17 protein-coding genes are annotated in these 18,545 nt (G+C 44.2%); 8 read left to right on the forward strand and 9 right to left on the reverse strand.

Going from position 1 to position 18,545, the window contains the following annotated elements; genetic code table 11:
* On the forward strand, window positions 1–1,284 hold the full coding sequence (gene waaA, locus L9Q39_RS12610) for a lipid IV(A) 3-deoxy-D-manno-octulosonic acid transferase (RefSeq protein WP_237485384.1): 1,284 nt from the start codon (window positions 1–3) through the stop codon (window positions 1,282–1,284).
* A gap of 99 nt (window positions 1,285–1,383) precedes the next feature.
* Here waaA and L9Q39_RS12615 read toward each other — a convergent pair whose 3' ends face one another.
* Window positions 1,384–2,085, reverse strand: coding sequence for a 3-deoxy-D-manno-octulosonic acid kinase (locus tag L9Q39_RS12615; RefSeq protein WP_237485385.1), 702 nt, complete (start codon window positions 2,083–2,085; stop codon window positions 1,384–1,386).
* Between the two features lie 204 nt (window positions 2,086–2,289).
* On the opposite strand from L9Q39_RS12615, the gene coaD reads away from it, so the two are divergent.
* Genes coaD through L9Q39_RS12635 form a run of 4 tightly spaced genes read left to right on the forward strand, consistent with a single transcriptional unit; the run spans window position 2,290 to window position 5,721 of the window.
* A complete protein-coding gene (coaD, locus tag L9Q39_RS12620; protein ID WP_237485577.1) occupies window positions 2,290–2,772 on the forward strand; it encodes a pantetheine-phosphate adenylyltransferase in 483 nt (160 codons plus the stop codon).
* Window positions 2,773–2,800: 28 nt separating this feature from the next.
* Complete coding sequence (locus L9Q39_RS12625) at window positions 2,801–3,727, forward strand: glycosyl transferase family 90 (protein WP_237485386.1); 927 nt, start codon at window positions 2,801–2,803, stop codon at window positions 3,725–3,727.
* 11 nt (window positions 3,728–3,738) lie between these two features.
* Window positions 3,739–4,686, forward strand: coding sequence for an LpxL/LpxP family Kdo(2)-lipid IV(A) lauroyl/palmitoleoyl acyltransferase (gene lpxL / locus L9Q39_RS12630; protein ID WP_435532820.1), 948 nt, complete (start codon window positions 3,739–3,741; stop codon window positions 4,684–4,686).
* A 57-nt stretch (window positions 4,687–4,743) separates the two neighbouring features.
* Window positions 4,744–5,721, forward strand: a complete 978-nt coding sequence (locus tag L9Q39_RS12635; RefSeq protein WP_237485387.1) for a glycosyltransferase — start codon at window positions 4,744–4,746, stop codon at window positions 5,719–5,721.
* A 101-nt stretch (window positions 5,722–5,822) separates the two neighbouring features.
* Here L9Q39_RS12635 and L9Q39_RS12640 read toward each other — a convergent pair whose 3' ends face one another.
* The 3 genes from L9Q39_RS12640 to rph all read right to left on the reverse strand — a co-directional run bounded on the left by L9Q39_RS12640 (window position 5,823) and on the right by rph (window position 8,570).
* Window positions 5,823–6,950 (reverse strand): glycosyltransferase family 4 protein, encoded by a 1,128-nt coding sequence (locus L9Q39_RS12640; protein WP_237485388.1) that lies wholly within the window; start codon window positions 6,948–6,950, stop codon window positions 5,823–5,825.
* A gap of 145 nt (window positions 6,951–7,095) precedes the next feature.
* The gene (pyrE, locus tag L9Q39_RS12645) at window positions 7,096–7,737 is read right to left on the reverse strand and encodes an orotate phosphoribosyltransferase (RefSeq protein WP_237485389.1); all 642 of its coding nucleotides are present in this window, start codon (window positions 7,735–7,737) and stop codon (window positions 7,096–7,098) included.
* 116 nt (window positions 7,738–7,853) lie between these two features.
* Window positions 7,854–8,570 (reverse strand): ribonuclease PH, encoded by a 717-nt coding sequence (rph, locus tag L9Q39_RS12650; protein WP_237485390.1) that lies wholly within the window; start codon window positions 8,568–8,570, stop codon window positions 7,854–7,856.
* Between the two features lie 223 nt (window positions 8,571–8,793).
* Here rph and L9Q39_RS12655 point away from each other — a divergent pair, with 223 nt between their 5' ends.
* The gene (locus L9Q39_RS12655) at window positions 8,794–9,660 is read left to right on the forward strand and encodes a YicC/YloC family endoribonuclease (protein ID WP_237485391.1); all 867 of its coding nucleotides are present in this window, start codon (window positions 8,794–8,796) and stop codon (window positions 9,658–9,660) included.
* Window positions 9,661–9,858: 198 nt separating this feature from the next.
* Here the strand turns inward: L9Q39_RS12655 and L9Q39_RS12660 are convergent, their stop codons facing one another.
* The 3 genes from L9Q39_RS12660 to L9Q39_RS12670 all read right to left on the reverse strand — a co-directional run bounded on the left by L9Q39_RS12660 (window position 9,859) and on the right by L9Q39_RS12670 (window position 14,292).
* The gene (locus tag L9Q39_RS12660; protein ID WP_237485392.1) at window positions 9,859–11,277 is read right to left on the reverse strand and encodes a phosphomannomutase; all 1,419 of its coding nucleotides are present in this window, start codon (window positions 11,275–11,277) and stop codon (window positions 9,859–9,861) included.
* A gap of 3 nt (window positions 11,278–11,280) precedes the next feature.
* Window positions 11,281–12,720, reverse strand: a complete 1,440-nt coding sequence (locus tag L9Q39_RS12665) for a mannose-1-phosphate guanylyltransferase/mannose-6-phosphate isomerase (protein WP_237485393.1) — start codon at window positions 12,718–12,720, stop codon at window positions 11,281–11,283.
* A 201-nt stretch (window positions 12,721–12,921) separates the two neighbouring features.
* The gene (locus L9Q39_RS12670) at window positions 12,922–14,292 is read right to left on the reverse strand and encodes an NCS2 family permease (RefSeq protein WP_237485394.1); all 1,371 of its coding nucleotides are present in this window, start codon (window positions 14,290–14,292) and stop codon (window positions 12,922–12,924) included.
* A 436-nt stretch (window positions 14,293–14,728) separates the two neighbouring features.
* On the opposite strand from L9Q39_RS12670, the gene L9Q39_RS12675 reads away from it, so the two are divergent.
* Window positions 14,729–14,953 (forward strand): hypothetical protein, encoded by a 225-nt coding sequence (locus L9Q39_RS12675; protein ID WP_237485395.1) that lies wholly within the window; start codon window positions 14,729–14,731, stop codon window positions 14,951–14,953.
* 285 nt (window positions 14,954–15,238) lie between these two features.
* Here the strand turns inward: L9Q39_RS12675 and L9Q39_RS12680 are convergent, their stop codons facing one another.
* On the reverse strand, window positions 15,239–15,793 hold the full coding sequence (locus L9Q39_RS12680) for a nucleotidyltransferase family protein (protein WP_237485396.1): 555 nt from the start codon (window positions 15,791–15,793) through the stop codon (window positions 15,239–15,241).
* A 173-nt stretch (window positions 15,794–15,966) separates the two neighbouring features.
* Here L9Q39_RS12680 and rfbB point away from each other — a divergent pair, with 173 nt between their 5' ends.
* Window positions 15,967–16,971, forward strand: a complete 1,005-nt coding sequence (gene rfbB / locus L9Q39_RS12685; RefSeq protein WP_237485397.1) for a dTDP-glucose 4,6-dehydratase — start codon at window positions 15,967–15,969, stop codon at window positions 16,969–16,971.
* 71 nt (window positions 16,972–17,042) lie between these two features.
* Here the strand turns inward: rfbB and wbaP are convergent, their stop codons facing one another.
* A complete protein-coding gene (gene wbaP, locus L9Q39_RS12690; protein WP_237485398.1) occupies window positions 17,043–18,509 on the reverse strand; it encodes an undecaprenyl-phosphate galactose phosphotransferase WbaP in 1,467 nt (488 codons plus the stop codon).
* Window positions 18,510–18,545 lie beyond the last annotated feature (36 nt).

Below are 18,545 nucleotides of genomic sequence, written 5' to 3' on the forward strand. Positions count from 1 at the left end.
ATGAAACCGAAGCCTATGATTCGACTGATTTATACCCTTATTCTTGCTGTGGCTAGCCCAATTTTACTCTTGGGGTTATACAAAAAAAAACCAGGTAAACCCTCTGTAGGGTCTCGCTGGAAAGAGCATTTTGGCTGCACGCCTAAGCTCAGTAATCCCAACGCTCGCCCAGTGTGGATTCACGCGGTTTCCGTCGGCGAAGTGATTGCAATATCGCCTCTAATCCGCCAGTTGAAACAACAGCAACCAGAAACCACGATTGTCCTTACCACCACCACACCAACCGGTGCCGAGCAAGCGAGTAAACTCGGTGAGTGGGTTGAACATCGCTATATGCCCATTGATTTTGGCTTTGCGGTCTCGGGTTTTATCAAAGCCATCCAACCTCAAGCACTGTACATCGTCGAAACTGAACTTTGGCCCAACACCTTACACAAGGTGGCGCAAGCAGGGATCCCTATTTCAGTCATCAATGCTCGACTTTCTGAGCGCTCATACCAACGTTACGCCAAGTTCCAATCCGTGTTTGATCTCGTTTCTAAAAATCTCACCACGCTACTTTGCCAATATCAAGATGACGCCGAGCGCTTTATTCGCCTAGGAGTCGATGCTGAAAAAGTATTTGTGACGGGCTCGATTAAGTTTGATATCCAAGTTGACCCGACGGCACTAACCCAAGGACAAGCACTACGCCAACCAATCGGCCAACGCCCAGTTTGGATTGCAGCGAGTACCCATGAGGGTGAAGATCTGCCCATTATAAAAGCTCATCAAACTCTTTTAAAATCGCACCCTAACGCGCTATTAATCCTAGTGCCTCGCCACCCTGAGCGCTTTAATGCTGTTGCAAACTTGGTAAGCCAACAAGGCTTAACTATCGTAACTCGCACCAGCGGAGAAACCATTACCCCAAACACCCAAGTCTATCTTGCCGATACGATGGGGGAGATGATGTCCATGCTATCAGCGGCTGATATCTGCTTTATGGGCGGCAGTCTGCTTGGCGATAAGGTGGGTGGACATAACCTATTAGAACCGGCAGAGATCGGTATGCCTATGCTAACCGGACCGAGTTACTTTAACTTTAAAGACATCAGTGAGCAGTTGATAGCACTTCGGGCGTGTCAGGTTGTAGAGACACCGGAAGCCATTGCGAAGGCGGTTGAAGGGTTGATTGATTCGGAGACGGATCGAATTGAGCAAGGTCGAAATGCGAAGGCGTTTGTGAGACAAAGTAAAGGAGCGGTTGGGAGGACGATTGAGATTTTAGACAAAAGGGGCTAGATTTTAGGGGCTAGGGGCTAGGGGCTAGGAAGTGATTTCGATATGAGCCTTTAAAAGTGGCAGGATCACCCCTAGATTCTAGGACCTAGCGCCTAGATTCTAATAACTTACGGCTTCAAACAAAATGTTTAAGTCTTCTTCGCTGAATTTCGCGCCGCATTTATCACGTTCCTTATAAAACGAACGCTTAAGGCGGTCTAAATTGCCTTGTTTCCAATCATCGCCTGATTGTTGATAGCACTTGTCAAAGTCGATGATCCACACTTGCTGTTGGTCATCAATTAAGATGTTATGGATATTCAGATCAGTGTGGTTGACCTGAGCTTGATGCATTTTAGCGATCTCCTGCCCGATCTTTTGGTACATGCTGACTGGCAATGCTTGCTGCTGAATAATGCCGACCAAATCCTGTGCGTTGGGGATTTTTTCACTCAATAGATCGGCACGATAGAATAGACCAAACTTCACCGCTCGAGCTGCGATAGGTCTCGGAACATTAACGCCCGCCTCTCGCAAGCGAGTGAGTAGTTCAAATTCCATATAACTGCGGGTTTTCTCCCACTGAGTAAACCAATACTGGTCTTCTACCAGTTTGCCAAACAGTCCCCCGCGGCGATAATGTCTTAGTGCAGCGGGCAGTTGTTGCGTGGCGACAAACCACGTTGTGCCGCGCCCCTGTGCACTGCCTAGCACTTTATCTTGCTGCTGCCAAAAAGCGACATCAAACACAGACTCAACGGGCTCGGTTAGTAGCGCTTTATCAAACCAATAACAGGTTTGGTTGTGTTTATAGGTTTCCATCGTCAGCAATCCTTATTCACCATTGATTCGGTCATCGGCTTTATTCAGCAAATCTTGGGCAATGATTTTACATTCAAACCGTTGAGCTGCATAATTCTTACCACATAGATTTTGCTAGTTTAATAACTAACACAGAGACTTGCCCTGGTGAGTGAAATCCGCCAAGGCGCAGTAACTCCGATAACTCATGGTGAATACACAGCAATGAATACGCAAAAAGTCATCTATCCTGGCACTTTTGATCCAGTGACCAATGGTCATATTGATATTATTCACCGAGCGGCCAATATGTTTGATGAGGTCGTGGTTGCCGTCGCAGCGAGTCCCTCGAAAAAAACCATGTTTAGTTTAGAGGAACGAGTTGATCTTATCTCTGAAGCTTGTCATTCACTTGAGAACGTCAGCGCTATGGGTTTTAGTGGCTTATTGGTTGATTTTGCCCAACAGCAACAGGCGAACATTCTCGTGCGCGGGTTGCGTACCACGGTGGATTTTGAATATGAATTCGGACTCACCAGCATGTATCGACGCCTTTTACCCAATTTAGAGAGCATCTTCCTGACTCCCTCTGAAGAGTATGCGTTTCTTTCCTCGACTATCGTGCGAGAGGTCGCCATTCACGGTGGTGATATCACCCGCTTTGTACCAGAATGTGTACAGAATGCGATAAAACAAAAAACCGCCTAACCTCTCAACTTTGCTTAGATAGCCATTTATGAAATTCACTAAACTGCATTATTACAGTCAATCGGCTCTGTTAGCGCTTATTCCAAGGGTTCTGTTTCGCCATTGGGCGAACAAGCGACTGGCTGAGTATTCTCAACAAGAATCCAGCGATATCCAAACCCGAGTCGATTATTACAATAAGCTTGAGCAAACTTTTACCTTAGACAACGAAGCTATTGCGATTAAAGATTTTAAAAAGAATGGAGGAACTACCTATTTCCTCGATATGCTCAAAGTCATCAAGGGATTCAACGCCAAGTTTCGCTTTCATGTCCTTAATGGCGACATTCAATTTATTCCCGAGCGTCCAAGCTTTCTCAAAAGTCGTCCCATCGCCGACAACAACCAAAATGGTGTGGTATTAAAACTCAATGCCGTGCGTCACTTCAATTTTGTTGATGACAAGCGAGCTTTCAAGGATAAAAAGCCCATGGCGGTTTGGCGAGGCATCGGCAAGAAACGGCATCGACAAGTGGTGATCCAGCAATACTACCAACACCCTCTGTGTGATATTGGGCAGACCAAACCGATCAATGGCGATCCGTGGGAGAAAGGTTTTCTGTCCATCGAGCAACAACTCGAATACAAATATCTGGTTTCTATCGAAGGCAATGATGTCGCCAGTGGTCTAAAATGGGCCATGTCTTCTAACTCTTTAGTGCTGATGGCAAAACCCAAATTTGAGACTTGGTTTATGGAAGGTCGCCTTGAGCCCAATGTCCATTATGCGGAAGTCAAAGCCGATTACTCCGATCTTATCGAGAAGATGGAATACTACAATGAGCATCCAGAAGCCGCCGAAGCGATTATTGCCAATGCGCATCAATGGGTCGATCAATTTAGAGACCAAAAACGTGAGCGTCTTATCTCACTATTAGTCGCTAAAAAGTACTTTGAAAAATCGGGGCAAATGTAGGTTCTACCATTATGAATAATAAATACGATCAGCCAGTGTTTTCACTTTCACTACTCAAACCACAAAACTGGGGAGTATGGCTGGGGTTTGGTTTGCTTGCCCTTGTAGTCAACCTACTGCCTTATGCGATTTTGTCCAAGATGGGACAAGCCTTTGGTCGGCTGGGACTCAAATACGGCAAAAAGCGCGCTCATATTGTGCGCCGTAACCTAGAGCTTAGCTTTCCAGAGATGTCTGATACTGAACGAGACCAGTTCATCGTTAAAAACTTTGCCAATACCGGCATGGCATTAATTGAAACTGGCATCACTTGGTTTTGGCCAACGTGGCGCTTTAAGCGCCTGATCGTCGAGCAAGACATCGACGCACTTAAACGTTGCAGTGAGAACAATAAAGGCGTGCTGCTGTGCTGCGTACATGCCCTCAATTTAGAAATCACCGCCCGAGCATTTGCGGTGCTAGGTTATGCTGGGTATGGCGCGTATCGTCCACATGCCAATCCCGCCTATAACTGGATTCAATATCGTGGTCGCACTCAAAATGGAAACAAGCTGATCGATCGTAAAGATCTCAAACAAATGATCAGAGTGCTTCGACAAGGGGGACGACTGTTTTACCTACCCGATCATGACTACGGTCGAAATAAATCGGTCTTTGTGCCTTTCTTTGCGGTAAAAGAAGCCTGTACAACGACGGGAACCAGCATTCTCGCCTATACCAGTCGTTGCGCGATTATTCCAGGCTCAGGGTTTCGAAATGATGAGGGTAAGTACCAACTTATGGCCGATAAAACCATTGACGAACACTACCCACAAAAAGATGAACAAGCCGCAGCGGCGTATATGAATCAATATGTCGAAGAGACGATTCTTCGCGCTCCTGAACAATGGATGTGGTTACATAAAAGATTCAAGACGGCTAAAGATCCCAGCACCAAAAAAGGTAAGCTCTACCAATAACCAAAGGTTATGGCTCATTCATTTAATTTTCACGACAACAATAAGATAGAGGAAGTTTTGTTAAATATTCTGATGGTCTATAACGGTGAACTGCCACCGACCACTTATGGCGGCACACAACGTGTTGTTTGGAGCTTGATCAAAGGATTAGCACAACTCAACCACAAAGTGTATTTGCTGACCAGCGAGCCGATCGATTCTCCGTGGGTAACTTGTATCCATCGAGACAAATCCAAGCCTTTAGAAGCACAAATACCAAGCTATATTGATGTTGTGCATTTCCAAAATAGCGGAAAAAGCGACAAACCTTACGTTATCACTCGTCATGGCAATAGTGCTGCTACCGACAAACACGACGCCAATACCATTTTTGTTTCTCACAAACATGCCTTAAATCATGGTGGTGAGGCGTATGTTCACAATGGTTTGGACTGGAGTGACTATCAACAACCGAACCTACAGATCGAGAACCGAGATAACCGCTATCACTTTTTAGGTAAAGCAGCTTGGCGTATTAAGAACGTTCAAGGCGCCATCGACATTACCAAAAAGTCTGGTACCAAACTGGACGTATTAGGCGGCAGTCGATTAAATCTTAAAATGGGTTTTAGACTAACCCTCGACATGCATGTGAAATTTCACGGCATGGTTGGCAACGATCTAAAGTGTCAGGTTTTGCAGCGCTCAAAAGGACTGATCTTCCCGGTCACTTGGGAAGAACCTTTCGGTTTAGCCATTACCGAAAGCCTGTATATGGGTTGCCCAGTATATAGCACGCCTTATGGTTCACTACCTGAGTTAATCACCAATGAGGTTGGTGTTCTATCCAACAAGGAAGACGAGTTAGTTGAGGCAGTGAAGCATGGCAACTTCTCACCTCGCCTGTGCCATGAATATGCGCGTGAATACTTTGATCACCTCAGCATGGCAAAAAGCTATATTGAGAAATATGAGCAAGCGATCGCACAGCAACCTCTCAACCAGTTTTTATCGACACCGTTAGAAAAAAAGAAAGGGCTCACTTATATCAAGTAATCGACAGATATAAATCCACGGATTGGAATCAAAAAGGTCGCAAGAGAACAACTATTGGGGTTCAGTTCAATTTGCGACCTTTTTATTGATTTAGTGAGCGATTACTGGCTCGCTTTACCAGCTCTCTTCATCTCATAAACCTCAAGCAATTTTTGATAGTTTTGCTCAAGCACAATATCAACATCCATAGACAATGCCAGTTGACGACAGGTTTGACTAACCTCTGTGGTGCGCTTTTTGTCGGCCCAATAGATCATCGCCTGTGTCAGTTCATCGATATTGACATCACCACCAATGACCGTCGCCACTTGCTCATTCACCACCTCTTTCGCACCTGAGTTTTCAGTCAAAATCGCTGGCGTTCCGGATGCGATAGACTCAATCACGGTAAAGCCAAATGGTTCGTAGAGTGTTGGTAGGACATAGCAATCAGCAAGCGCAAAGAAGAGTTCTGGGCGCTTGTCTTCTCCTAAGAACTGACAAGAATCGGCAACACCCAATTGCTTGGCGTGCGCCTTGTACTCACCATCATGGGTTTCTCTACCGACAATGAGCATATGAGCCGGAAACTCTAGCTTAGAGAATGCCTCAAGCGCCTGCTTTAAGCCCTTACGCTCATAGCCCGTGCCCAAGAACAGATAAACCGGTTTGCCATCATCGACCCCCAACTCTTGCTTCAATGCCAGCGCAGGTTCAGCGACGCGCTCAGCTGAGAATTTTTTAGTATCGACAAAGTTGTGTATAACGGTCGTTTTATCTTCTGGAACGCCATGAATATCTTGCACCTCACTGGCACTTTTGTGCGAGTTGCATATCACGTGATAATACGCCCCCGGAGACATCGCTTTTCGTTCGATGATATTGTTCACTCGATCTTTAAATCGCATTGGACGGTTTAATGCCTGCGACATATGCAGCGCCGTACCCGCACCAATCCGCAGTACATCGTGGGTCCAAGCATGAGCCAGACCGTAAACAAGATCATAGTCAGCGCTTTGAACATGCTTTTCTACTGATTTAGCAAACTTCCATAAGCGGTGAGTTTTACCAATACTGAAACCACGTAAACGCACAAACTTGACGTTGGGGTGCGGCGGGGTGTCTTCGTGAGAGCGACAGATAATCGATACCTCAGCGCCTCGCTCTGCCAAATACGCAGCCATTTTATTCAAATAGAGTTCAACTCCACCGGAATATCCATGGCGAAGGTGAACGATGGCGATTTTCATAACTTGGCATCTCCTAAAAACAGATGGAAAACGAAACGAGTACAAGTAAACCCTAGCGCCCTAGGTAATCCATTATTTTCACTAAAATAAAAAAGGTCAGAGGAATCATACCCTCTGACCTAGCTTAAGAAAAATATTTATTATTTTAAATGCCGTATTCCGCGCGATAGGCTTTAACCGCAGCCAAATGTTCCGTATCACCGCCCGCTTCTTCAAGATAAGTAATCAGATCGGTCAGGCTAACAATAGAGATAACCGCACAGCCAAAGTCACGCTCGACTTCTTGGATTGCCGATAGCTCGCCTTTCCCTTTTTCTTGTCGGTCAATCGCGACAAGTACACCCGCCAAGTCAGCGCCATTAGCTTGGATGATCTCCATTGACTCACGGATCGCCGTGCCCGCTGTAATGACGTCGTCCACCAGCATAATACGTCCCTCAAGCGCGCTGCCGACGAGATTACCGCCTTCACCATGGTCTTTAGCTTCTTTGCGGTTAAAGCAATAAGGCGTATCAACGTCATGGTGATCCGCTAACGCGACCGCCGTTGTGGTCGCAATTGGGATACCTTTGTAAGCTGGACCAAATAGCACATCATATTCAATACCTGAATCTGCTAGCGCTGCCGCATAGAAACGACCAAGACGCGCTAAATCACGACCTGTATTAAACAGACCAGCATTAAAAAAGTAAGGGCTTTTACGACCCGATTTAAGAGTGAATTCACCAAACTTTAGAACCTGTTTTTCTAGTGCAAATTCAATAAACTCACGCTGATATGCTTTCATGTCTCTTCTCTCTATTGTTACTGTCTAAAAGCGGGACGACGTATTCAGGGACGACGTCTATCACTTAGCAAGGTAATGCCGATACAAAAAGCTCCCAAAAAAGGGAGCTTAATAAATTAGTCTTCGAGCGCTTGCTTCTGCGCTGCGACGATCTCTGTAATGCCTTTCTTCGCCGAGGCCAACAACGCCAGCAATTCTTCATGACTAAACGGTTCGCCTTCAGCCGTACCCTGAATTTCTATCATACGACCGTCTTCCGTCATCACCACATTCATATCGGTATCCGCGGCAGAATCTTCCACGTACTCTAGGTCACAAAGAACCTCTTCGCCAAGGATACCCACAGAAACCGCGGCAACATGACCTTTCATCGGGTTTTTCTTTAGCTTGCCGCTTTCCACCAGCGATTGGAATGCATCTGCCATGGCAACGCTGGCACCAGAGATAGACGCGGTACGCGTTCCACCATCAGCTTGAATGACATCACAATCAACGGTGACCATAACCTCACCCATCGCTTCAAGATCGACCACGGCACGCAGACTACGAGCGATCAGCCTTTGGATCTCCATCGTGCGTCCACCTTGCTTACCATTCGCGGCTTCGCGGCGCATTCTTGAGTGCGTCGAACGTGGCAGCATTCCGTATTCTGCGGTTACCCAACCTTTACCTTGGCCTTTTAGCCAACGAGGCACATTATCTTCTACTGTCGCGTTGCAAAGCACTTTGGTATTACCGAATTCAACAAGTACAGAGCCTTCTGCATAAGCGGTATAGTTGCGAGTCATTTTTATTGGGCGCACTTGGTCTGCTGCGCGATTATCTGGACGCATGGAAGTACCTTTGGTTGGGAGTCTATTAGATTGGAAAAGGATTATAGCGGAATTCCTGAATACTGCATAGGATTGAAACTGAAGCCATTAATGACTGAAGCTATTGATGACTAATACCATCAATGCAGCCCTAAGCATCGACGCAAAAAATTAACCAGTGACACTCTGATGTGCTAACATAATCGCCGTTTATCAATGATTCATTTACCAAGGACATCTATCCATGATCTACAGCATGACAGCTTATGCACGTAAGGAAGTCAAAGCGGACTGGGGCAGCGCAGTATGGGAAATTCGCTCAGTCAATCAACGTTACCTAGAGACCTACTTCCGTTTACCTGAGCAATTTCGTGGTCTAGAGCCCGTTCTTCGTGAAAAATTCCGTAAACGTTTAGCACGTGGCAAGGTTGAATGTCACTTGCGCTTTGAAGCGAACCCAGCGGCAAAAGGTGAGCTCAATATCAATGAAACGTTGGCAAAGCAAGTCATTGGTGCCGCACAGCAGATCATGACATTGACTGGCGAAGAGAGCCGTCTCAACCCATTCCAAGTGATGCAGTGGCCCGGCGTGATGGAAACACCTGAACAGGATATGGACAGTATCAACACACAGCTGCTTGAAGCATTTGAAAACACACTGTCGGACTTTATTGAGGCTCGTGGTCGTGAAGGTAGCAACATGCGCAGCCTAATCGAGCAACGTCTCACGACCATCACCGATGAAGTGGTCAAAGTGCGCGCTCGTATGCCTGAAATCATCGAATGGCAACGTGAACGTCTACAGAGCAAATTTGAAGACGCAAAAATCGAACTTGATCCTTCACGCACCGAACAAGAGCTGATTTTACTGGCTCAAAAATCCGACGTCGCTGAAGAGTTAGATCGCCTAGACTCTCACGTAAAAGAAACCCTCAACATCTTAAACAAAGGTGGCGCAGTCGGTCGTCGCTTGGACTTTATGATGCAAGAGTTTAACCGTGAATCAAATACTCTGGCATCTAAATCGATCAGCACTGACATCACAGCATCAGGCGTAGAATTGAAAGTACTCATTGAGCAAATGAGAGAGCAGATCCAGAATATTGAATAACCTCATATTGGCTGGTTAACTCACCAACAACGCGAGTTTTACCTTATCCAAAAATCCAATTTTATGTCATTAAAATTAAAGATGACGTCATCCCGGCGAAAGCCGGGATCTACCCAACGGCCACACCAATCCCCTTTTCACTTTCAAAAAAAAGACCCCAATATTCATTGAGGTCTCGTTCTCACAATCTGGCACCAGTTAACAGTCAACGATATGAGCAAGAACCTCATCCACCAACTGCTTTGCTCGCTCAGCTGTATCAGCTTCTGCATAACAGCGCAGCTCTGGTGCATTTCCTGACGGACGTAAATGGATAATGTTATTGTCCGATAATGTAACACGCAATCCATCGGTCAAATCCAGCTTAGATGCTACGAGCGGTTCTAGACCAAGCTTGGCTATCAATGTGGCTGGGGCATTAATGCCATCAGCGATAATTTGCTGACTACGTTCAGTGGCAAAGTTCTGGATTCTATCACTGCAGGTCACACGACTTGGTAAGCTCATGGTCAACTGTGCGATACTCGTCTCACTTGCCGCTAGGAGTAGCATGATGGCAGGAAGCACCGCATCACGGGTTGGAAGAGCGGCTAAATGATGACCGTTAATTACAACATCACTTCCCAACAAATAGCCACCATTGGCCTCAAAGCCAGCGACTCTTTGAAAGCGAGCATTGAGTGTAGCGAACTCAGCAATAACGTAAGGAGAACCTATTTTTGTACGCTCGACAAAATCGAACAAACCGCTAGCTTCAATCGATGTATTACAGCTCACTGGTACTGCTAACGCCTCTATGTTAAGCGCTTTTGAACAAAGCAGACCAAGTATATCTCCACGTAACCAAATGCCATTTTCATCAGCGATCAGCGGACGGTCTCCGTCTCCGTCGGTAGAAAAAATCATATCAAAGTGATGTTTTTCCGCCCAACCTTTCGCTTTTAGCTGATCGGCTTGCGAGACGGCTTCGGTGTCGATTGGAACAAATTCATTACTGCGCTCAAGAGACAGGACATCTGCACCTAAACGAGTAAACAATTCTCCATAAAGATCACGACCTGCACTCGAGTGTTCATAGATACCTATCTGCTTACCCTTTAAAAAATCAGGGCTAAACAAGCGAGTATAACGCTCAATATACTCTTTGCCGGCTCTAGGTGAGACACACAATTCAGGCAGGTCATCTATTGATTCAAAAGCAACATTGGCAGCAATGATAGCTTGCTCATCAGCTTTGGTGATTTCACCATCAGGGCGATAAAACTTAAGTCCATTTCTATCAAAAGGAATATGGCTACCAGTCACCATAATGGATGGCATGTCATCTTGCATGGCAACATACGCTAAAGCTGGTGTCGGAACAACACCGTAATACACCGCATTAATACCTGCTTGCTCTAGAGCCCTAATACAAGCTTGAGCCATACGTTCACTGCTTGGACGATTATCTATTGCCACTGCGACGGTATCAAAACTAAACTCTTGCTGCATTCCATGGATAAATGCGTGAGTAAAAGCAGCAGTGACATCAGATGTAAACTGTTCAACTAACCCTCTCGCGCCGCTGGTTCCAAATTGAATACCGCTACCTGATATTACTTCTGCACTTTTAAGCATGAGTTACACTCTCCCATAGCGATCGTCAAAACGAACGATGTCGTCTTCACCTAAGTATGAGCCGGTTTGCACTTCAATCATCTCCAACGGAATTTTCCCTGGGTTTTCCAAAGCATGAATGGTGCCCAATGGAATATAGGTGGATTGATCTTCCGTGACTAAAATCACTTCATCACCATTCGTCACACTTGCAGTTCCTGATACCACAATCCAGTGCTCAGCTCTATGATAGTGTTTTTGAATCGACAACTTCTGACCGGGATTGACGGTAATTCGTTTTACTTGGTCACGTTGACCCACGTCTATGGAGTCATATTTCCCCCAAGGACGATAAACCTCTCTATGGACTTTATACTCACCACGCCCAGCCTCTTTAAGCTGCTTAACAACCGCTTTTACATCTTGAACCTGAGACTTATCAGCCACCAAGATGGCATCTTTGGTTTCTACGATCACCATATCACTGACGCCTACGGTAGCAATCAACTTATTCTCTGAGTGGACATAGTTATTGTTAGAGTTTACCGATAAAACATCACCAATGTGAGCGTTGTCATCACCGTCTCTCTTAGATACATCCCATAGCGCAGACCAAGAACCTACATCACTCCATCCGGCATCCATAGGCACAACCGTCAAGTCTGCTTGCCCATCGGCGCACACAGGCTCCATAATCGCGTAATCAATCGAGTCGGATGGGCAGGCTTCAAATGCCTCTTTATTGACTCGAACAAACTCAAGATCTGCTTGAGTATTTTCCATCGCCTTTTTACAAGCATCGAGCATATCAGGATGATACTTTCTCAGTGAATCAAGGTACGCTGACGCCTTGAACATAAACATACCGCTGTTCCAGTAGTATTCGCCAGAATCAAGATACTCTTGTGCAGTGTTTACGTCTGGTTTTTCAACAAAGTTTGCCACTGTAAACGCCCCGTCATCTCGGTTTTCACCTCTTTTAACATAGCCGTAACCGGTTTCTGGAGCTGTCGCAACAATACCGAAAGTAACAAGATGTTCTTTACGAGCATAGTCGAGTGCTTTGCTGACCGAAGTTTGAAAAGCGTTTTGATTTTCAATCAAGTGATCTGCAGCGAGAACTAAAAGAATAGGATCTTGTTGTAAGTCACTCTCTTGAGCTTGCGTAAGTGCATGGATAGCCGCCAGTGCAATAGCGGGAGCCGTATTACGCCCCACTGGCTCTAAGATAATCCCCGAATGCTCGAAGCCACCCAGTCGCATCTGCTCCGCTGCAATAAAACGATGTTCTTCATTACAAATCAATAAAGGCGCTTGATGTTCCAAGCCATGTAATCTTGATACTGTTTGCTGAAGCATAGATTGCTCACCAAACAATTTTAAAAACTGCTTTGGATACAATTCACGAGACAAAGGCCAAAGTCGACTGCCTGTTCCACCAGCCATAATTATCGGTACTAACATATCATCCTCGGATCTTTCCGCTTCTGTGCGTAATTTAGCTCAAGCGTACCATAAAGATTATCGCCGACTCTATCCAAAATCTGCAAAAAGCTACAGTAACGCTACCATAAACGACAAAGCCCCAATCGTTGTATATCAACGCTTGGGGCTTAATAGTTATTGACAAGAAATAGTACCGTTAATTCTAATTAAGACCAATAACTAGAGCAAAATCAAATACGTCATAAACAGTCCACACAACACATAAATTACCGGATGAACCTGCTTACCTTTGCCTGCTACAACCATGCTAAAGGCATAACTAATAAAGCCCATCGCCATACCATTCGCAGGAGAAAAACTAAGAACCGTAAACATAATGGTGAAAAACGCCGCTATACGTGACTCTTTCTGGTCCCAACTGATTTGACCCAGTCGACCAATCATATAGATACCGACAACGACCATGGCAGGTGCCACCATTCCCGCAGAGAAAATAGAGAAAATCGGATACATGAACAGTGATAGCAGAAACAGTCCCGCAACCGTGACCGCAGCAAGCCCTGTTTTCGCACCTTGTGAAGAGGCTATCCCCGATTCAGAGAAAGCGGTGATTGAAGTTGTGCCCAATACCGAGCCTATCACCGTACCGCCTGCATCCGCCACCAGCGCAGAGCGGGCATTCGGTACCTTGCCGTCTTTGTCGATAATCCCCGCATCGCGACCAACACCGATGATCGTGCTTAAACCATCAAAGAAATCGACAATCAGGAAGATAATGACAATAAACAGCAGGTCAAACATCTTATCCGCCGTTAAGCCTGAAAAATCAAACACAGCGCCAAAGCTACCGGCAATACTCGGTGGTGCGGTAAAGAATTGTTCGGGGATTGGTGCATTGTTGGTGCCCATCATCACATCCGCCAGAATAGTCAGCACAATCGCCGTAATAAACGAGACAAAGGTCGCCAATTTGATATCACGTACCATACAACCCAAGGCGACAAAGATACTGATGTAAGCAATGATAACTTTAGGGTCGGCGATGTCGCCCATGCTGACGAGGATGATAGGGTTGGAAACAATAATACCGGCGTTTTTTAATCCTAAGAACGCAATAAACAATCCAAGGGAGACGGTAATCGCCAACTTAAGATCTTCGGGTATTGATTCAATCATAGCTTTGCGAATATTGGTCAAAGACAAGATTAAATACAACACACCGGACAAGAAGATACCAAATAACGCTTCGTGCCAAACCAAAGCAACCGAGCCGCTGAGTAGCATACCTTTAAAAAAGCCATTCATACTCATGCCGGGCGCTAACATCACAGGATAGTTGCCCCAGATACCCATGATGAGAGTCGCTAGCGCCGCCGCCAGTGCGGTTGCAGTAAATACCGCGCCCTTCTCCATTCCAGGGATCCCACCCAAAATGGCTGGGTTAACCGCTAGGATATAACTCATCGCGAGGAAGGTAATAAAACCAGCATAAACCTCAGTACCTACCGTGGTCTTACGCTCAGAGAGTTTAAAAGTAGATTCTAACCAACCGCCTTGCTTAGTACGGTCTGCACTTACTTGGGTATTCACTTTACAACCTTATCAATTTGACGAAATGATGATTTGCTCTCGATACCTGATGAATTTGAATCAATTAACCGACTCATATCGCACTGGAGCAAACGTTTGCGCGAATTGTAAGGATCTTTGTAAATAATTCAATCTTTATTACAGCCAGTTGCTTATTTCACACAAAGCATACAATAATAAAACATACGTAATTCATAAGTAACAAAAAACAACAATACACTTACCATCGGTCTGGCAATTATTGCGCCAATTTGTGATACTCTACCAAAAACACAAAATACCACTGATTTTATTGTCAATAGCGCATTGAGACGAATAACCAAACAATGCAAAATGCCGTAAAAATTAAAAATAACTATTATACAAACTTAGGATGTGTGTTCCGGTTGAAAGAATTGAAGTTTCATATCCTAATAACTGTAAATGGGTCGATATCATGAATTTAACTCTACGCTACGCCATTTTCCGCCACAAGAACAAAATGATGGGTCGTTGTTTTGAGTTTTTGATGGTTGCGCTTGCCATGACAGCCTGTGCCGCTATGTTAATCAGCTCTAATGTTAACGTGCTGCTTTCAGCGCTCGGCACGATTTTCTTCTGTATTGTGTCGTTTTGGTTTTTTAACCGTGCAGAGAAGATGAGAAGGACGATGGCGGATTAGGTGATAAAGGTTTTCTAGGTGCTAGGTGCTAGGTGCTAGGTGCTAGATTAACCCAAAAATTGAGCTCTCCTAATAGGTTACGTCTCCCCAAAAAATTATGTCTCCCCCAAGATTTACGTCTCCCCAGCGGAGGCTGGGGGCTACTTGAAGCAAGTGTTCGCTTTAACAAGATTCCTTTCTACAAAGGAATGACGGGGATGGAAAGGAATGACGGAGTGGGGAGAATGATTGGCGTGTTGACTATATTATTTGTGCTGAAAGGTTAGAACGCGAGGGTTCAATGTGTTAAATGAAACTTCGTTTAAACTTTTCATGGTTTTCGACATTCGATTTTAAATCTTCTCGATCCCAAATTTGAAGTTCCCACGGGAAGTAAAAATTACTACTATTCTTAAAATAGATATGAAGCCCTTTATAGCCTTCCTTATCGCGCAAATACCAGTTTTTTAAACCAAGTTCATCTTGCCAGTTATCCAGTTCTTCCATCACTTCTGCGATCTCAGACTCGGTTAAAATGACCCTAGCTCCAAAAATATCATTGAGCCAATTGTTCACCGGATACTGATTTTCACGCTCACTATAACGCACAATTTTGTCGTCGATACTCTCTCTTGTTTTTACTCGATAAAAGAATTTCAACTCAATATGGGATGTCATCAAATAGTCATTGATGCTTTCATGAAGCACCAATCGGTATTTATAGATATGAGAGGTTGGAACGTTCGAGATTGTCCTAGATAGTTTCACTCGCTCAAACATCCCCTTATCGAAGCAAGACTCTGAAAACTCTTTATGAATTCTATTGATCTCTTCAACGAGCTTTTTAACTTGCCCTTTCATCCCACCTCCACGACTTTAACTGAGTTATAAATAATCTGATATGACTAAAGATGAATGGGAGTATAGCAAGTTTGACGATGGAAGCTAAGGCGAAAAAGTGAGGCTTAGTTAAGATTATCGACACCTGTCAACCACTCTACCCAATATTCTTTCGCTCCTGTACAATGCTCACCATGAAAGCATCAACCCTACTCATTACTGGTGGCTCTGGTTTTATCGGTTCTGCGCTGATTAGACATATACTTGATAACACGTCACATCGTGTGATTAACTTTGACAAGCTCACTTATGCGGTCAATCCTTTGTCGCTGGATAACTACCAATCACATCCCAACTACACCTTTATTCATGGCGATATCTGCGATGGAGATCAGTTAGAAGCGACCTTTGATAAACACCAGCCTGATTATGTGGTCCACTTAGCGGCAGAAAGCCACGTGGATAAATCGATATACGCCTCGAGCGCCTTTATTCAAACCAATATTATTGGAACCTATCAATTATTGCAGTGTACATTAGGTTATTGGCACACCCTAGAAACGGACAAACAGTCAGCATTTCGTTTACTCCATATCTCAACAGATGAAGTTTTTGGTGATTTAGAACCTAATGACGCTCCGTTTACCGAGCGATCCCGCTATAAACCAAGTAGCCCTTATTCAGCCTCTAAAGCGTCGTCCGATCATTTGGTTAGAGCTTGGCACCGAACCTATGGACTGCCGATTTTAATCAGTAACTGCAGCAATAATTATGGACCGTATCAACATGCGGAAAAACTGATTCCTAAATTAATCCATAATGCTTATCTACAGCTCCCTTTGCCTATCTATGGTGATGGACAGCAAATTCGAGATTGGCTGCATGTTGACGATCATGCTCAAGCAATGTTGTTACTACTGGAAAAGGGAAAAGTTGGGGAGACATACTGTGTGGGTGGGGAATGCGAAAGAGCGAACCTAGAAATAGTTAACCGTATTTGTGAAACGATGGATGGCTTGTTTCCAAACCATGCACCGCATATCGACTTGATCCAACATGTGAAGGATAGAGAAGGGCACGATGTACGCTATTCAGTTAATACGAACAAAATTAAAAACTTAGGTTGGTATCCATCAAAAAGTCTTGAGTATGAACTGCCTTATTTAATTAGACACTTCATTCTACAAACTGAGCACTAATGACAACAGCGGGTGTTTAAGTTGCTTATTAGCGTCAGCATAAACACCCTTTGATCACGAAATTAGCATGGTTAATAAGCGCCATCACGCTTCAGAACAACGCCAACGGTTTTAAATAAAATAACAATGTCACTCCACAATGACCAATTTTTAACGTACCAAGCATCTAAATAGACTCGGGTCTCATAGTCAGTGTCACTCCTACCACTTACCTGCCATAAACCAGACATACCAGGTTTAGCCATCAAGTAATAGGCAACATCCTCTTTATACCGTTGAAGCTCTTCATCTATAATTGGGCGTGGACCAACTAAACTCATCTCTCCTTTAAGCACGTTCCATAGCTGAGGTAATTCATCAAGGCTTGTTCGTCGCAAAAAAGCACCTGTTGGCGTCACTCGTGGATCGTGCTTAAGCTTAAACTCTTTGTCCCACTCAGCCTTTGCTATCGGGTCTGTCGCTAAGAGCTGCTCAAGAACCTCCTTAGAGTTCATAACCATAGAGCGAAACTTTAAGCACTTAAATGGCTTACCTTTATACCCTATCCTCTCATGCCCATACGTCGCAGAGCCACCATCTCGAGTTACTTTATATGAAATGTAACCAAAAAATGGAGCTAACACTAACAATAGCGCGGAAGACACAAAAATATCAAAAAGGCGCTTTATAAACTGCGATGACTTTCGAGCTAAATTATTCCTAATCCGAAGCATCATCACTTCGTGACTAAAGAAATGTGATACATCCATACCCACAAGCGGCACACCACGTAAGTCAGGCACAACAGAAATATTACTTATTCCCATTTTAGCAAGAGTTCTAAACCACTCATCTCTTAATTCAGTTTGGTTTTTTTCTAGTGCAATAAATATCTTAAATGGAACAGATTCACTCTGTTGTAAGAAATCCAATGGCGATAAATATGGAATATCATCCACAAAAGTTGCCTTCTGTACTTTATACTTTGGCGCTATAAAAGCGTCTATTCTGAATCCTGTCGATGGTTCACTTCTAATAGCCAAATATGCCTCATTTGCATTTTTTTCATCACCAATAATAACACTTGGCATCGCCCATGAACCAACTAGATTCAAATAGTACTTTGTACAAGCTCGAAACAAAGGCAAAATAACAAACAAACTTGACCAGGTAATTAACCAAACCATCGGTTTAGCTTCCAATGCAACAAATGTTGTTAATGCCAAATCAATAAGTGCGATAGATGACAAAGTTATATAGGATTCTCTAAGTTCATCCCAAAATGGTTTTCGATACGTGTAGTGACGCTTACTACCCCAAAACCAAGCGATTGATAAAAATGTCACACTTGAGAATACAATTGCTCTAGTTACTGTATCGTTATTTATTTCGAAATCAAAAAAATTGAAGCTAGAGAAATAAGTGACACTTCCTATTAAAGCCGCCACAAAAAAAGACAGAGTATCACTTAATATAAGGAATTTTTTATTTTTACTTGCAGAAAAATTACCCTTAAGATCCAACCTGCAAGCATGTTCCAATGTTTGCAATTCACTCATACAACTATACCTCTTAAAGTTTTCTTAGTGACTTTA

The organism is Vibrio hippocampi (assembly GCF_921292975.1).
Lineage (GTDB): Bacteria > Pseudomonadota > Gammaproteobacteria > Enterobacterales > Vibrionaceae > Vibrio > Vibrio hippocampi.

Excerpts from the sequence above, each read along its gene's own strand:
- rfbB (WP_237485397.1), top strand. The coding sequence starts at position 15,967 with ATGAAAGCATCAACCCTACTCATTACTGGTGGCTCTGGTTTTATCGGT.
- rph (WP_237485390.1), bottom strand. The coding sequence starts at position 8,570 with ATGCGTCCAGATAATCGCGCAGCAGACCAAGTGCGCCCAATAAAAATG.
- lpxL (WP_435532820.1), top strand. The coding sequence starts at position 3,739 with ATGAATAATAAATACGATCAGCCAGTGTTTTCACTTTCACTACTCAAA.
- L9Q39_RS12655 (WP_237485391.1), top strand. The coding sequence starts at position 8,794 with ATGATCTACAGCATGACAGCTTATGCACGTAAGGAAGTCAAAGCGGAC.
- L9Q39_RS12625 (WP_237485386.1), top strand. The coding sequence starts at position 2,801 with ATGAAATTCACTAAACTGCATTATTACAGTCAATCGGCTCTGTTAGCG.
- L9Q39_RS12615 (WP_237485385.1), bottom strand. The coding sequence starts at position 2,085 with ATGGAAACCTATAAACACAACCAAACCTGTTATTGGTTTGATAAAGCG.
- L9Q39_RS12675 (WP_237485395.1), top strand. The coding sequence starts at position 14,729 with ATGAATTTAACTCTACGCTACGCCATTTTCCGCCACAAGAACAAAATG.
- waaA (WP_237485384.1), top strand. The coding sequence starts at position 1 with ATGAAACCGAAGCCTATGATTCGACTGATTTATACCCTTATTCTTGCT.
- L9Q39_RS12660 (WP_237485392.1), bottom strand. The coding sequence starts at position 11,277 with ATGCTTAAAAGTGCAGAAGTAATATCAGGTAGCGGTATTCAATTTGGA.
- L9Q39_RS12640 (WP_237485388.1), bottom strand. The coding sequence starts at position 6,950 with ATGAAAATCGCCATCGTTCACCTTCGCCATGGATATTCCGGTGGAGTT.
- L9Q39_RS12680 (WP_237485396.1), bottom strand. The coding sequence starts at position 15,793 with ATGAAAGGGCAAGTTAAAAAGCTCGTTGAAGAGATCAATAGAATTCAT.
- wbaP (WP_237485398.1), bottom strand. The coding sequence starts at position 18,509 with ATGAGTGAATTGCAAACATTGGAACATGCTTGCAGGTTGGATCTTAAG.
- pyrE (WP_237485389.1), bottom strand. The coding sequence starts at position 7,737 with ATGAAAGCATATCAGCGTGAGTTTATTGAATTTGCACTAGAAAAACAG.
- L9Q39_RS12665 (WP_237485393.1), bottom strand. The coding sequence starts at position 12,720 with ATGTTAGTACCGATAATTATGGCTGGTGGAACAGGCAGTCGACTTTGG.
- coaD (WP_237485577.1), top strand. The coding sequence starts at position 2,290 with ATGAATACGCAAAAAGTCATCTATCCTGGCACTTTTGATCCAGTGACC.